We start from the raw sequence: 13,688 nt of genomic DNA, 5'->3' as shown, positions 1-13,688 counted from the left end.
CTTCGAAGGGCCATACCTTCATCTCTCGCACAGCATCGCTTCCAGGGATTGCCCTACAAACAGATCCCTTTCCGCGTTCAGGACACAAACACCCAGGCCCTGCTCTGCCTCACCAGGCGCCGGGCCGACGTCTTCTTCGCGATGCCCCGCGACGGAACCTTCTACGAACCCCAACCCGCCGCAGCCAGGTGAGGAGTCCGGACCGCTCGATCAGTCCTCCGGCCGAAGCCTCTGACGAGCCGCCTCGAGCCGCTCGTCATGGCCGGACGCGAACAGCTCAGGAAGCGTCTTGTCGAGCGTTCCGGCGATCCTGGGGAACGGCGCCCAGACCGCCGGATCGTCGACAACCCGGCTGAGGTCCGTCCACGGACACAGGAACGGCCCGCCGCGTCGCGCAACAGCAGGCGCAACCCCTCCCGCACCCCCGCTTCAGGCGGCCACACGCCGCCCGGCCGCCCTCCGGGTGCGGGTCCGCTGCTGCTGTCTCCCACCGGGACAGCGGCTGCCGGCGGTGCGGGCGGGCGGTCAGTCGGGGACGGAGTCCACGGTGGCGTAGCTGGGCAGTACCTGGTCCGTGCCGGTCACCGCCAGCATGCGGCGTACGCGTTCGCCGGGTGCGATCAGCGACAGCCGGGCGCCGGTGTTCCTGGCTGTGCGGTAGGCCGCGATCAGACAGGTGAGCCCGGTGGAGTCCAGGAAGGCGACACCGGACAGGTCCACCAGCACCCTCCGGCCGCCGGTGAGCAGCAGTGGCTGCAAGACGTCGGAGAGCTGCGAGGCCGTGTGCAGGTCCAGGGCGCCTTCGACCGTGACGAGGTGTCGTCCTGCGCCCAGGGGGCGGGCCGACACCTGGAGGTCCTCCCGAGGATCGTCGGGGGCGGGCTGGTCGGTGCTCATGGCCGCTTCTTTCCACATGGGCCGCGGTTCACGGCGTCAGCTCCTGCTGGTGGCCGCCGCGCCACTCGGTGAGCAGGACGGTGGCGTCGTCGTCGAGCTTGCCGTCGTGGTGTTCCATGACGGCGGCCATCAGCCGGCGCAGGGTCTCGTGCAGGGTGTGCCGGCCGGAGTGGTGACGCAGGATGAAGTCGACGAACCGGTCCCGGCCGAACTCCGTTCCGTACCTGTCGCGGGCTTCGACGATGCCGTCGGTGTAGAGCAGCAGGCGGTCCCCCGGTTCAAGCTGGTCGGCGGCCATGGTGACCGGCAGGCCGAGGTCGGCACCCATGGGGCCGGCCGGGGGGCAGGCCAGTTCGGTGGCCCAGCGGTTGCCGCGGATCAGGATCGGCAGGTGATGGCCGCGGTTGATCCACGTCAGTCGGCCCGTCTCCATGTCCAGGTGGGCGAGGATGCCGGTGATGTAGCGGCTGGTACTGAACTGCTCGATCAGGGTCTGTTCCACCTGCCGGCTGGTCTCCGTCAGCGAGGCGCCCTGCCGGCGGGCGTTGCGGCAGGCGGCCACGGCGACGTTGGCGGTGATGCCGGCGGTGGTGTCGTGTCCCATGGCGTCGAAGACGCTCAGGTGGAGGGTGCTGCCGGCGACCGCGTAGTCGAAGGCGTCCCCGCCGATCTGGTAGGCAGGCTCCATCACCGCGCCCACGGTGGCGTCGTGGCCGGCGTAGGCGGTCGGAGGGGTGAGGTTCCACTGCATCTCCGCGGCCACGTTCATCGGCTCGGTGCGCGCCAGACGCGCGTAGGAGTCGCTGAAGGACCGCTTGCTCAGCAACAGCAGGGCCGTCATCGACGCCAGGTCGCGCAGAGCTTGCCGGACGGGTTCGTCGTCGGTGTCGGTATCGGCCCGCAGCACACCCAGGCGCTCCACCCCGTTGGTGACGGCCACCCACCACCGCCGCCCGCCCGGACGCTCACCCGCCCCGTCCCCTTCGGATTCGGGGAGCAGCTCCACGCGCTGGTAGGCCTGGCCGGGCAGACTGCCCGAAACGGTGAACTCCTGTCCGCCGTCTCCGGCATCCGCCCCCTGACCGGTGAGCCGGCGCAACACCGTCTCCCGGATGTCGGTCACGAAGACCGCCACGTCGTGCATGCCCGCCACGGCGGCATGCTCGGCGATCATCCCCGGAAGCTGTTCGAGTGTGGCCGTATGACTGGCCTGCATCAGCCGCACCAGCGACACAGCGCTGCTCTCAGTCACATCCCTGGTCCCCTCACCGGGCTGACGCGCACACCATGGGCAGCCATGCCACTTCGGGACTCCTTCATGGCCCGTCTCTTTCATGGCCGCTCGTGCAGTACCCATCCTCGGGCACCACGCGGGTACCCGCTCCCGGACAGCACGCGCGGCCCGGCTTCCGTCTTCTCCCACGGTCCGTCGCTCGGCGGACGTACCGGTGCGGCAGTCTCGCCGTCACACAGCACGAAGTGGGCGCTCCGGTCCTCGGCTGCGTCCGCGGGCCCCTTCCAGGTGTCTCTGTCTTCGGTTGCTCCCGGGCCGCCGCGTCGTGACAGGTCGCGACCGGACAGATGCCGACGGAGAACCGGGGCGGGCGTGCAGGGGTGTCCCCGCATGCCCGCTGCAGCGGTGACTGCCATGACCTCGTCCACGCATCCCAGGCGCAGACCGCTCCGTCGGCCGGTGAACCGGCGGCGGATCCGGAGCGGGCGCGGACGGAGAACAGCCATCGGCGCCCTGACCGCCCTGCACGGACGACCCCGACCGACCACCTGTTCACCACTCCTGACGATCAGCCGCGTACCCGCCTTCTCGAGCCGGCCGGTGCCATCGAACCGTGGGACGACCTGGAACACACCCGTCTGGAGGCCGTCACGCAGTGGGTCGTCACGACGCCGACACCCAGGTCGGGCGACCAGGAGCCACAGGGTGCTCGGCACCGCGTCAGCCGGACAGTCCCGCCTCCCACTTGCGCCGTTGAAGGACGTAGTCGCTGAAGAGACGGCGGGCCCGGTTCAGCAGTTCGCCCACTTCCGGGTCTCCGCGTGGGGTGTCCGCTCCCGGATGCCAGCGCTGCACCGACTGTCCGGCCCACACGCGCAGTTTGTCGTCCGGATCGTCCAGCAGGGTGACCGCGGCCCGCAGTCCCACGACCCCACCGCGCGCGTCGAGCAGCCGGAAGGCGGCGACCCGGACCGGCCGGGGCCGCCCGGCGCCGAGGTGCGCTGTCAGCAGCCCGTCGGGCAGTGTCCCGGCGAACGGGAGCAGCGCGGCGGTCGTCTCCCGCACGACGCCGGGTGCCGGGTCGTCGAGCAGCGGCAGCAGCCGTGCGACGTCGGTCGCGTCCAGTGTGCGCAGCCCGGCCACCGCCCGTGTCCGCACCCCCGGTGCCGGATGGGCGAGCAGTGGCCACAGCAGCTCCGCGTCCACGCGCTCCCCGCACTCCGCCAGCCCGATCACCGCACCGGGCGACACCGTCGGGTCGGCCGGGTCCGCGCATCGCTCCCGGTACCAGGGCAGCGGATCCGTCCCGTGCCGGCGTACGACATACCGTGCACAGGCCCGTACCAGCGCGGACCGGTCGGTGAGGAACTCCATCGCCCGCCCGGGTCGTCCCGCCCGCCGCAGCGCGGTGACCCCGGCCGACCGCGCCCGGGGACTGCGCGCGTCCAGGAGCGGCTCCAGCACCTCGTCCCAGTCGTCCCCGTCCGTCATGGCGGTCAGGGCGGCGTCGGCGCACAGGTTTTGGACGACCGCGTCGTCGTCCCAGGCGGCGCGGCGGGCCAGCTCGCCGGGAGAGAGGAGCCCCTCCTCGATGGTCAGCCGGAAGGCGAACCGGCGTACGGTGCGGTCGGTGTGGGTGTACAGGGGCAGCAGCCGCTCGCGCGGTGCCCGGCGGAGCACACTGCCGAGCAGTTCGAGCCCGAAGGAGCCCCGCTCGCGCCGACCGACCCGCAGGATCAGCGGCGCGAGGGCGACCGCGGTCTCCGCGTCGAGCCTCTCGCCCAGCAGTCGCCGGGCCCGCTCCCGCACGGGCGTGGCCCAGTCGCCGGTGCGTACGGCGAGCAGCGGAAGGAGCACGGGATGCTCTGCGGCCCCGTCCAGAGCGGCCTCGCGTACCCGCCCGTCCGGATGGCACAACGCGAGAGCGAGCAGGGCCTGCGCATCCTGCCCCGTGCTCCCGTCCGCCCCGAGCCGGCCGTGCGGAAGGTGCTCGGGTTCGGCGGGCGGTTCCGTGCTTCCGGCCGGGCGGCGGAAGCGGGCGGTGACCCAGCGGCGGAGGCGGTCGGACCGGTCGGTTGCCGGTTGCCGGGGAGACGCCTCCGTACGCGGTGCGGCGTCGTCGGCGGTGCCGGAGCGCAGCACCGCGGTCCGGTCTCCGTCCGGCAGCAGCGCATGCCCGTACCGGAGGACCTGGCGGACGCCCACGTCGAACGCGGTCCAAGCCCGGGGATCAGCGGTGTCCACAGCCTCGGTGAGGGGCGTTCCCCGGATCAGGCGGACCGCTGCCGTCCCGTCGCTTCCGTTGTCGTCGTCCATGCCCGTCCCGCCCCTGCCGACCTGTCGTTCCGGGCGATCTTAGAGGTGGTGCAGCGGAGCGTCGCGGAAATTCGAACGCCGTTGCTCATGTTCTGGTTCCAGGGAGCGGATTTCCGCTCGGGCGCGGTGCCGGCGCCTGTCGTCGTCGACGGGCCGGTTGCAGAGGTGGCGGGCCGGCCGGTGACGTCGAGCCGCCGCGACAGGGGGCACGGATGACGTTCATGGCGGGAATGCCGCCGACTGCCTCCGGCAAGGGGCGTACCGATCCACGTACGGCTGACACCAGGCGGCTTCCCCGGGCCGTCAGGCGGACCGGAGCGAAGATGTCTGCGATATGCCGCACCACTGTTTCAGGCGGTCGCGGACCGTGCGGGAGGCGAGCGGAATCGATTCCCGGGCACCCGGAACACCTCCCCCGGGTCCGGCAGCGCATTCATGAGGGCCTGCGTTTCGTCGCCGGCGACACGGTGCTCCGGGCCGTGTGCCTGGCCTCGGCCGCCTTCCAGTTCTCCTTCGCGGCCATGATGACCGTCTATCTGCTCTTCCTGCCGCGGGAACTGCACCTGTCGGGCACCGTCGTCGGGCTGGCGCTCGCGGCGGCGGGGCCGGGCGCGCTCCTGGGTTCGCTGCTGGCCGCCCGTCTGCCGGGCCGGTTCGGCCACGGCCCGGTGCTCGTGTGCGCGGCGGTACTCGGCGACGGCCTCTTCCTGTGCGTGCCCGTGCTGCACGGCTCCTCCGCGGTGACGGTTCCCGCGCTCCTCACGGTGGGCTTCGTGCTCGGGTGCGGGGGCCAGTTGGTGAATGTCACGGTCATGGCCGTCCGGCAGGCCGTCACTCCGGACGGGATGCAGGGCCGCGCGGCCGCGACGATCACGTTCGTCGGCATGGGGCCGGCCCCGCTCGGCTCGCTCACCGGCGGATTCCTCGCGCAGGAGTGGGGGCTGCGCACCAGCCTCCTGGTGACGGCCGCGGGCATGATGCTGTCCCCCGTGATCATGGCGTTGTCCCCGCTCGTACGCCTGGGACGGGAGCTTCCGGCCCCGTACGGCACGCCGTCGACGTACGGGTGAACGTGCGTCGCCCCGTGCGAACGAGTGATCCGACTCCATGAGACACCGCGAGTCGAACCCCGGCACTCCGTACGAGCGATGCCGGCGTGGAGGCGCTGCAGCACCGTGGCCACGGTCTGCGCCCCGGTACGGACATCGGCCGGCAAGCCGGTGCCGGTGCGGGTCGAGAACGGCAGCATCACCGGCGCCTGCCATGTACGCGATCCCGAGAAGCTGCCGGGTACGGAGCGGGTGACCGCCGTGAGCCGCTGGGGCCGCGGCGGTGCGCCGCGGCCCCGGCGGCCGGTCCGGCGCGCTCCGCCCGGCGGCCCTGGTGACAGCGCACCCGACTGTGTTCCTTCCCTCGCGCTCCGGCTCAGCCGCGGACGAGGTCCGCGGCTCTCCGGCACGGAGGCTACAAGCCGAACTCCAGGTGCTCGATGTCCGTGAACCGGACTTCCTCCAGCCGGCCGGCGCGGCGGCCGCTGTCCTGGAAGTACACCTCCTTGAGCGCTTCGGCGACGATCTCCCGCAACCGCTGGTCGTCGGCGCCGGTCTGCTGGGCGTCGAAGAGGCGGGCGGCGTACCGCGGCGGCAGGGCGACGGTCAGGTGGCGGAGCCTGTCCTCGTCCGTCGAGCCGATCGGTGCGGTGTAGCCGATCCGGGCACGGGTGTCGATGACGATGCCGTCGGTCGTCGCCGCCTTCCGCCGTGCCCGGGCTCGGATCTGCGGCTGCCAGCGCTTCTTCACCTCGTGTTCCAGACGGGCGGCGAGGTCCGGGCGGGGTCTTCTGATCTGGTCCTTCACGTACCGTTCGACGGTGCGCTGGGAGATGCGCAGCGTCTGGGCGACCGCACGGGTGCCTTTGAGCTGTCTGACCAGGTATCGCATCTGCGCGGGCGCGCTTTGGGGCACCGGGCGGGTGAACGATTTCCGCACCGCGGCGTCCAGGCCGTCCCCGAACAGGCTCATCGTCGCCTTCTCCTACTCGCCGTTGTCGATGCCGGTGACGGTACCGTCCTTGATGTAGCGGGCGAGGTTGAGCTCCGGGGCGTCGAACCGCTCACGGACCTCTTCGCCCCACAGGACGCTCTGGGTGCCCTCGTGCTTGACCAGGCCCGGGTTGACGCCGAGCTTGAAGCCGCCGGGCAGCGGCTTGCCGTCCCGGTAGGGCAGGAAGTCCAGCGGGCCGGGGCCGCCGGCCGCGTACACGACGCAGTCGGAGAGGATCGCGACCGGGTACTGGCTGGTGAACGCCGCATGCTTGACGATCTTGCGGTGGAGGTTGATCCGGGTGCGGGAGATGACCGCCGCGCGGATGTCGGGCCGCCACGTCGGCCGGGAGAGCGCCCGCCACGGCTGCCCGGGCCGCCAGCCCTCGCCGCGGGGCCGTTCGCGCAGTTTGCCCAGACCGCCCTTGACCGTCGCCTTGATCGCCGAGACGACGATCGTCAGCTGCGGATCGCGCTCCTTGTAGTCGTTCATGGCCGTCAGGAAGTCGGCCGGCTCCATGTCCGCGTGTACGCCGAGATCGGCCATCGTCGCCAGGTAGGCGTCCCGCAGCCGCTGGTACCAGTCGTCCAGGTAGCGGCCGTTGTCGTGACGGACGTACGCCTCGAGCGGGCGCACCTCGTAGCCGAGCTCGACGGCGTAGGCGACGGTGGGCGTGGCGTACCAGGCCGGGCCCTCGGGGCGTTCGCCCTTCGGCGTGAACGGGCTGGGCAGCAGACTTGCGTCCAGCTCCGCCCACTTGTCCTTGCCGACCCTCACCCTCGACAGGTCGACGTGGGACAGGTCCACCAGCCACGACCCGGGCAGCTTCGCATCGAACACCGGCGCCCTGACGTGCTCCGGCGCACCGAGGCCGACGGTCAGCCCGTTGGCGCCTGCGGCGAAGGCCATGTTGACGTCGATGCCGACCAGGTGCCGCAGGGTGCATTCGTCGTCGGTCATGGGCCGCGCCCAGTCGTACGCCTCCTCGAACAGCTTCTCGGCGGGGCCGCGGACGTGGAACCGCGGCAGGTCCGTCAGGAGGGGGTGGCCGTCGGGGGCCTCGCACGGCGCCGGGTCGACCGGGTCCTTGCCCAGCGAGCCGGGGTTGTGTTCGGAGTGCCGCTTGCCCGTCGCGTCGGGTTCGGAGGCGCGGGTCGGCGGGTGCAGCGCGGTCATCAGCTCCAGGCCGGTGACGGCGGTGGAGCCGCGCGGCGTCATCACGCGGGAGGCGTACACGCCCAGGGTCCGGGCGAGGTCCGCCGGCGGGAGCTGTGCGGCGTGGCCCCAGTGGCGGAGGTCGAGGGCGTGCCAGGACGGAATGCACAGCTGGACGCAGTTGCGTTCGGCGCCCTGCGCGGGGCGGTAGATCCGCGCCCACGGCCCGAAGCCGCGTTTGGTCAGCTTCCACTCCGCTCGCGCCAGCTGCTTGACGACCTTGTGGCCCTCCGGGATCCGCCCGGCGAGCCGCTCCTCGTCGGTGAGGGCGACGGGAAGGCCGTAGCGCTCCAGCGCGGCCTCGGTAAGCACGAGCAGCGGGTCGGCGTCCTTGCCCGGACCGGACAGCTTCGGCTGCCCGAGCCTCGCTTCCTTGAGGGTCCAGTCCACCAGGGACGGCAGGGTCTTGGCGGGCACGTCCAGGACCAGGCCGCCGGTGCAGTACGCCAGGACCTGCCCTTCCGGGTCGACGTCGACGACCGCGAGCGGCCCGTTCTCGAAGCGTGGACCGGCGCCGCCCGCAGGGGTGCCGGCCGGGGCCGCCTTCCGCGCGTCCGGGCGCTGTGGCGTCGTCGACGGCCTGGTGGTGTGCGGCGCCGCGGCCGGACGGGATCGGGGGGTGTTCCCAGCCGTGGTCGTGGTCACGGCTTCGGTTTCCTGGCCCGTGGACAGGGGCCGCGCCCTCGGCGCCGGGGCTGCCGGGGTGGTGAGCGTCTCGGGTGTCGCCGTGTCCTCGTCCTGGGCGCCGGCGTCGGCCGGGGCGGGGTACAGCCTGGAGAGTCCGTCGAGGAGACGTGCGTACGCGTCACGCTCCGGTGGGCGGGGTTCGGTCTTGCCGGCCTCCCAGCCGCTGACCGTGGCCCGGCGCACCTGCAGCGCGGTGGCGATCTCGTCGATCGTCAGGCCGTGGGCCTTGCGCAGACGCTTGCGCTCTTCGGGCGGCGGCAGAGGGGCACGGGACGCGAGGAGCGCGTCGACCCGGTCGAACAGTTCGGACATGGAGGGCCTCCTGTTCCTCAACCATAGCGTAGAGCGTACGGATTGAGTACGAGTCGAGTACGGATCGCGTACGAATCGTGTGCGGATACCGTTCGACCATTACAGGGAGCTCGGGACGACGGCCGGCGGGATCCGGTGGACTCGTGCCCATGGGACGCTGACGGCACCGTGGCGGTCACCGGGGCGGCAGGTACGGTCGGAGGATCCGTCTCCCTGTCCCGCGGTGACGACCGTCCCGGCCCGGTGCGCGCCGGGAGCGAAGGGGCCGACGACCGGGGTACGGCAGGGTGTCCTTCCCTCACCGGGCACCGCTGGACAAGGACGAGCCGCGCGCCTCCGGGTCCTGCCCGTCATCAGCGGTCCGCGAGTACCGGCACCTGCGGCGCGCGGCCGGTCCCAGTCTTGCCGCGCGGCCGCCGTCGGCGTCGCGCCGTGGAGACGGCCGCGGTGTCCCGCGCACGCCTCGGGCGTGTCCGTGACTCCCCCGGCATCGCCCGGCTCGCCCTCCGGCAGGTCGAGAAGAGGGCGTGGAGGATCGAGCCGGGCCGGACGGCCCGGCTCGTCGGTGCCTTCCCGGGGAACAGGGGAATCACTCGAGCCCAGCGCCGCGGGGGAGCATCAGCACCGAGTCCGTGTGGACCGTGATGCGCACCGGTGTGAAGGTGGTGGCGTCCACCGGCGATTCCCCGGTGCCGGGATTACGGGCGTAGCGGGGACTCGCGCCTCCGCTGATCTGCCAGCGTATGCGGTGACCTGCGGCGAAGCGGTGGGCGGTGGAGCTCATCCCCACGGTGACCTGCGAGGGCGCGGGTCCGGTCGTCCGAAGTCGGCCCAGTCCGTCGCAGACGTTGACGGAGCGGCCTTGCGCGTCCACGTCGCACAAGCGGGTGAAGACGTCGGCGTGCCCGGTGTCCGTGGAGATGCTCAGCCGCGCGGAGACCGGGCCCAGGATGTCCACGGGCTCGGTCAGTGGCGGGCCGGTGAACGTCAGGACGTCGTCCCGGGCCTCCAGAACGCCGTTGTCGCGTGGGCCGGCGGTGCGGGAGAGCAGGGGACCTCCGAGGGACGGGGTGGGGTCGGCCGGGTCGTAGCGGAACGTCGTCAGTGGCGCGGATTCCGTGGGGGGCTGTCGGGTGAGATGCCCGTCCGGGGCGGGGTACCACGAGGCGGCAGCGGAGGCCGACGGCCAGTCGTCGAGGTCCCGCCAGGTGTTCTCGCCGCTGATGTGCACGCGTACCGCGGTGGGGCGCAGACCGGAGGGGTCGGCGCACAGGTGGGCGCGCAGCCAGGCGAGGCTTTCGGCGAACACCTCGGGCCATCCCTGCTGCAGGGCGGAGGTGTGGGTCCAGGGGCCGACGAGCAGGGCCGTTTCGCATCCGGCCCGACGCAGCCGTTCGTACTGCTCGAAGGTCTGGTCGACGAGCACGTCGTGCCATCCGGTGATCAGGGCCGTGGGCACGCCGAGCCGCTCCGCCGACTCCGCCAACGACGCGCCGCGCCAGTAGGCGTCCTTGGCGTCCGGGTGCGTCATCACGTCGTCCAGCCAGGGCACTTCACCTCCCAGAGCGGACTCGTACGCCCCGCGCAGGGGCCGCGCGGCGGTGACGTCGCGCAGGCGGCGCTGCAGGCGCAGTGTCGCCTTCAGGAACGGCGCCATGCCCTGGTGCTGGTAGGTCATGCCCGAGCCGACGGCGAGGACGTTCTCCAGGCGCAGCGCACCGTCCGCGTGGAACAGGGCGTAGGGGTCGTGCAGTCCTACCTGCACCACCATTGCCTTCAGTTCCGGCGGTGGGTCCAGAGCGAGGGCCCATTGCGTGTAGCCCAGGTAGCTGGGGCCGACGGTCCCCAGCGTTCCGTCGAACCAGGCCTGCTCGCGCAGCCAGGAGACCGTGGCCCGGCCGTCGGCGGCCTCGTTGCGCCACAGATCGAAAGCGCCGCCCGAACCGCCGGTGCCGCGGCAGCTCTGCAGGACCACGTGGAAACCCTGTTCGGCGAAGAGCAGGCCGTACTGGGGCGACCACGGCAGGCCTCGGCCGTAGGGCGAGCGGACCAGGAGGGTGGGGAAGTCGCCCCGGTCACGCGGGAAGTAGTGGTCAGTGATCAACGAGCTGCCGTCGGCGGCCGGCACCACCAGCCCCGGCTCCCATCCGACCTCGTGCCGCTTCGCCGGCAGACCCCGCCAGATCGCCCTCATCATCCGTGAGGACAGCGGCGGTTTTCCGGCGGGTGGCACCCAGGCCGGTCCGGTCACGGCGTCGGGCGTGCGTGATGGCATCGTTCTCCTCCTCATTTTCGTACACTGTACGAGAATAGAGGGTGCTTGGATGACCTTCGCAAGGACCACCCCTGGAATCGGAGGAAGGAGCACAGGACCGTGCCCGGTGACCAGAAGTCCAGCGCCGCGAGCGTCGATCCCGAACAGCTCTGGCTGCGGCCCACCGAGTTCCGCAGAGGCCGCAGGCCCTCCTTCAGCCGGGAGGCGATCACCGCGGCGGCCGTCGCCCTGGCGGACGCCGAAGGCCTCGAAGCGGTCACCATGCGGCGGGTCGCCGCCCGGGTCGGAGCCGGTGTCATGTCGCTCTACAGCTACGCCCCCGACAAGGAGACACTGCTGGAACTGATGGTCGACCACGTCAGCGGCGAACTGACGGCCACGGACCCGCCCAGCGGCGACTGGCGGACCGACCTGAAGACCGTCGCCCATCTGCAGCGCGCCCATATGCTGCGCCACCCCTGGCTGCCCGCCGCCTTGACCACCCGTCGCGTTCCGGGCCCCAACACGCTGGCCTTCCTGGAACACGCGCTCGCCGTCCTACGGCCCACCGGACTGGACGGTGCGGCGAAGCTGGAGGTCTTCGCCCAGCTCACCGCGTTCGTGGCCGGCCACGTGGCGCACGAGATCGCGCAGGTCTCAGCCGCACGGTCCCCGGAACGGGCCGCAGCCGAGGCCCGCTACCTCGCCGCTGTCGCCGCCGACGGCTGCCACCCGGAACTCGCCGAGGCTCTCTCCGCCCCCGGACGCCCGCTCACCGCCGAAGCCACCTTCACCCGGTTCCTGGGCCGCCTGATCGACGGTCTCGACGCCGACTGACGCAACGCGCCCGTGGATGCGTCCCGCCCGCGGCGCCCCGGAGGAACAAGCCGATGGTACGGAGCCCGTGCGTCGTCACAGGGCGGACCGCGACGGCATCAGCGGTTCGGCGGAGTCAGGACCCCTTGGAACAGTGCGCCGTACCGTGACACCAGTTCCGTACGGTCCATCCGGAGCAGCCCCTCGTCCCCGACCACCCACAGTGCGTACAGCAGGCCCCCCGCCAAGGCGGCTGCCATGCGCGCGCGGACGTCGGCGTCGGGGCCGGACAGGCGACGGCGCAGCGGTGCGACGAAGAGTTGCTCGTGCGTATCGCGCAGACGTTCGCGGATCTGCGGTTCGCCGCTGCTGTGCACCAGGGCCAGGAAGACGCCCCGCGCGGAACCGCCGAGCTCGACGAGAAGTCCGGCAAGCCGGTCTCCCAGGTGTTCCAGTGGCACGTCGAGCAGCGGTTCGTCATCGATCGTCAGGTGCATCGTCTCCAGGAACAGGAGTTCTTTGCTCTTGAAATGACGGATCACCAGTGCGGGGTCCGTGCCGGCCGCCGCCGCGATCCGGCGGACGGTGGTCCGGGAGAAGCCCTGTTCCCGGAAGAGCCGGGCAGCGGCGGAGTGGATGGCCTCGCGGGTCGTGACACTGGAGCCGGTCTGCAGCATGCGGGACAGGATAGGGGTTCCGGCGCTTCGCAACTGCGGGTTCGCGCGTCTGCGGGGGGAGCCGGGAATCTTTCGTAAGCGTTTCAAGAAGTCCGGTCAACAATGTTGACTCCCCGTCGGAGGGCCTGCACATTACCTGACGGTAGAACTGCTCGGTAATGACACGCCCCAGCACTCCCCCACGCTCGAACCGCTCCGTTCGCACCAACGGCACGCCCTGCCGGCCGCCGCCCCACCGCTCCGCCCCGAGAAGAGGGATCACATGCCGAAGCACGTCCTGCGGAATGTCATGACCACATCATCCGCACTCGTCAGTGCGCTCGCCCTCAGCCTCACGGGCGGCACCGCACACGCCTCCGCGTCACTGGACTACGTCGCCCTCGGCGACAGCTACAGCGCCGGCTCGGGCGTGCTGCCCGTGGATCCCACCAACCTGCTGTGCCTGCGCTCCACCGCGAACTACCCTCATGTGATCGCCGGCCGTACGGGCGCCCACCTGAAGGACGTGACCTGCGGCGCCGCCCAGACAAAGGACTTCACCACATCGCAGTACCCCGGGGTCGGACCCCAGGTGAACGCGCTCGGTGCGGGCACCGACCTGGTGACGCTGACGATCGGCGGCAACGACAACGGCACCTTCATCAACGCCATCACGGCCTGCGGTACCGCGGGCGTCCTCAGCGGAGGCAAGGGCAGCCCCTGCAAGGACCGGCACGGCTCCTCCTTCACCGACCAGATCGACGCGAACACCTACCCCGCGCTGAAGACCGCCCTCCAGGCCGTTCGCGCCAAGGCCCCCGACGCCCGCGTGGCGGTCCTGGGTTACCCGTGGATCACACCGGCCGAGGCCGATCCCTCCTGCTTCGTGAAGCTTCCGATCGCCGCCGGTGACGTGCCGTACCTGCGCGGTATACAGGCGCACCTCAACGCGGCCGTCGAACGCGCCAGCGAAGAGACCGGTGCCACCTTTGTGGACTTCTCCCGGATCTCCGAGGGCCATGACGCGTGCAAGCCCGGCGGGACCCGCTGGATCGAGCCTCTCCTCTTCGGCGGCAGCCTCGTACCCGTCCATCCCAACGCCCTCGGAGAGCGGCGCATGGCCGAGCACACCATGAGCGTCCTCGGCCTGAGCTGACGGCGGCGCGCCTCGCCCCTCGACGACCGCGTCGAGGGGTGCCTGGCCATGGCCTCGGCCGGGCACGGGTCGTGGCCTCCACCGCCTCTCCCGAACGTCACC

The 13,688-nt window shown here is 71.7% G+C and carries 10 protein-coding genes and 1 pseudogene; 4 read left to right on the top strand and 7 right to left on the bottom strand.

Features of this window, described 5'->3' with window-relative positions; all coding sequences use genetic code 11:
- On the top strand, nucleotides 1-192 hold a 192-nt coding region (locus ACFV5H_RS19415), incomplete at its 5' end, for a hypothetical protein (RefSeq protein WP_385196179.1).
- A gap of 333 nt (nucleotides 193-525) precedes the next feature.
- On the opposite strand, the gene ACFV5H_RS19410 is transcribed toward ACFV5H_RS19415, so the two are convergent.
- The 3 genes from ACFV5H_RS19410 to ACFV5H_RS19400 all read right to left on the bottom strand — a co-directional run bounded on the left by ACFV5H_RS19410 (nucleotide 526) and on the right by ACFV5H_RS19400 (nucleotide 4,447).
- A complete protein-coding gene (locus ACFV5H_RS19410; protein ID WP_385196177.1) occupies nucleotides 526-897 on the bottom strand; it encodes an STAS domain-containing protein in 372 nt (123 codons plus the stop codon).
- A gap of 28 nt (nucleotides 898-925) precedes the next feature.
- Nucleotides 926-2,113, bottom strand: coding sequence for a PP2C family protein-serine/threonine phosphatase (locus ACFV5H_RS19405; protein WP_385196199.1), 1,188 nt, complete (start codon nucleotides 2,111-2,113; stop codon nucleotides 926-928).
- Nucleotides 2,114-2,851: 738 nt separating this feature from the next.
- Nucleotides 2,852-4,447: a hypothetical protein gene (locus ACFV5H_RS19400; protein WP_385196175.1), complete on the bottom strand. Its 1,596-nt coding sequence runs from the start codon at nucleotides 4,445-4,447 to the stop codon at nucleotides 2,852-2,854.
- Nucleotides 4,448-4,824: 377 nt separating this feature from the next.
- Between ACFV5H_RS19400 and ACFV5H_RS19395 the strand changes: the two are divergent.
- A pseudogene (locus tag ACFV5H_RS19395) lies at nucleotides 4,825-5,517 on the top strand (MFS transporter); the annotation flags it as partial.
- Between the two features lie 394 nt (nucleotides 5,518-5,911).
- Here the strand turns inward: ACFV5H_RS19395 and tpg are convergent.
- From tpg to ACFV5H_RS19380, 3 genes are all read right to left on the bottom strand, one after another.
- On the bottom strand, nucleotides 5,912-6,469 hold the full coding sequence (gene tpg / locus ACFV5H_RS19390; protein WP_385196172.1) for a telomere-protecting terminal protein Tpg: 558 nt from the start codon (nucleotides 6,467-6,469) through the stop codon (nucleotides 5,912-5,914).
- Between the two features lie 12 nt (nucleotides 6,470-6,481).
- Nucleotides 6,482-8,704, bottom strand: a complete 2,223-nt coding sequence (tap, locus tag ACFV5H_RS19385; RefSeq protein WP_385196170.1) for a telomere-associated protein Tap — start codon at nucleotides 8,702-8,704, stop codon at nucleotides 6,482-6,484.
- A gap of 589 nt (nucleotides 8,705-9,293) precedes the next feature.
- The gene (locus tag ACFV5H_RS19380; RefSeq protein ID WP_385196167.1) at nucleotides 9,294-10,979 is read right to left on the bottom strand and encodes a CocE/NonD family hydrolase; all 1,686 of its coding nucleotides are present in this window, start codon (nucleotides 10,977-10,979) and stop codon (nucleotides 9,294-9,296) included.
- A gap of 99 nt (nucleotides 10,980-11,078) precedes the next feature.
- On the opposite strand from ACFV5H_RS19380, the gene ACFV5H_RS19375 reads away from it, so the two are divergent.
- Nucleotides 11,079-11,795, top strand: a complete 717-nt coding sequence (locus ACFV5H_RS19375) for a TetR/AcrR family transcriptional regulator C-terminal domain-containing protein (protein WP_385196165.1) — start codon at nucleotides 11,079-11,081, stop codon at nucleotides 11,793-11,795.
- 98 nt (nucleotides 11,796-11,893) lie between these two features.
- Here the strand turns inward: ACFV5H_RS19375 and ACFV5H_RS19370 are convergent, their stop codons facing one another.
- Complete coding sequence (locus ACFV5H_RS19370) at nucleotides 11,894-12,451, bottom strand: TetR family transcriptional regulator (protein ID WP_385196162.1); 558 nt, start codon at nucleotides 12,449-12,451, stop codon at nucleotides 11,894-11,896.
- A gap of 262 nt (nucleotides 12,452-12,713) precedes the next feature.
- Here ACFV5H_RS19370 and ACFV5H_RS19365 point away from each other — a divergent pair, with 262 nt between their 5' ends.
- On the top strand, nucleotides 12,714-13,586 hold the full coding sequence (locus ACFV5H_RS19365) for an SGNH/GDSL hydrolase family protein (RefSeq protein WP_385196160.1): 873 nt from the start codon (nucleotides 12,714-12,716) through the stop codon (nucleotides 13,584-13,586).
- Nucleotides 13,587-13,688 lie beyond the last annotated feature (102 nt).

The sequence above is a fragment of the Streptomyces sp. NPDC059787 genome, assembly GCF_042732315.1.
GTDB classification, from domain to species: domain Bacteria; phylum Actinomycetota; class Actinomycetes; order Streptomycetales; family Streptomycetaceae; genus Streptomyces; species Streptomyces atrovirens.
The sequence above is the reverse complement of the archived record's forward strand: the minus strand, read 5'-3'. Positions and strand labels throughout refer to the sequence as shown.

Coding starts and splice junctions, on each gene's coding strand:
- ACFV5H_RS19410 (WP_385196177.1), bottom strand. CDS start 897: ATGAGCACCGACCAGCCCGCCCCCGACGATCCTCGGGAGGACCTCCAG.
- ACFV5H_RS19405 (WP_385196199.1), bottom strand. CDS start 2,113: ATGCAGGCCAGTCATACGGCCACACTCGAACAGCTTCCGGGGATGATC.
- ACFV5H_RS19400 (WP_385196175.1), bottom strand. CDS start 4,447: ATGGACGACGACAACGGAAGCGACGGGACGGCAGCGGTCCGCCTGATC.
- tpg (WP_385196172.1), bottom strand. CDS start 6,469: ATGAGCCTGTTCGGGGACGGCCTGGACGCCGCGGTGCGGAAATCGTTC.
- tap (WP_385196170.1), bottom strand. CDS start 8,704: ATGTCCGAACTGTTCGACCGGGTCGACGCGCTCCTCGCGTCCCGTGCC.
- ACFV5H_RS19380 (WP_385196167.1), bottom strand. CDS start 10,979: ATGCCATCACGCACGCCCGACGCCGTGACCGGACCGGCCTGGGTGCCA.
- ACFV5H_RS19370 (WP_385196162.1), bottom strand. CDS start 12,451: ATGCTGCAGACCGGCTCCAGTGTCACGACCCGCGAGGCCATCCACTCC.
- ACFV5H_RS19365 (WP_385196160.1), top strand. CDS start 12,714: ATGCCGAAGCACGTCCTGCGGAATGTCATGACCACATCATCCGCACTC.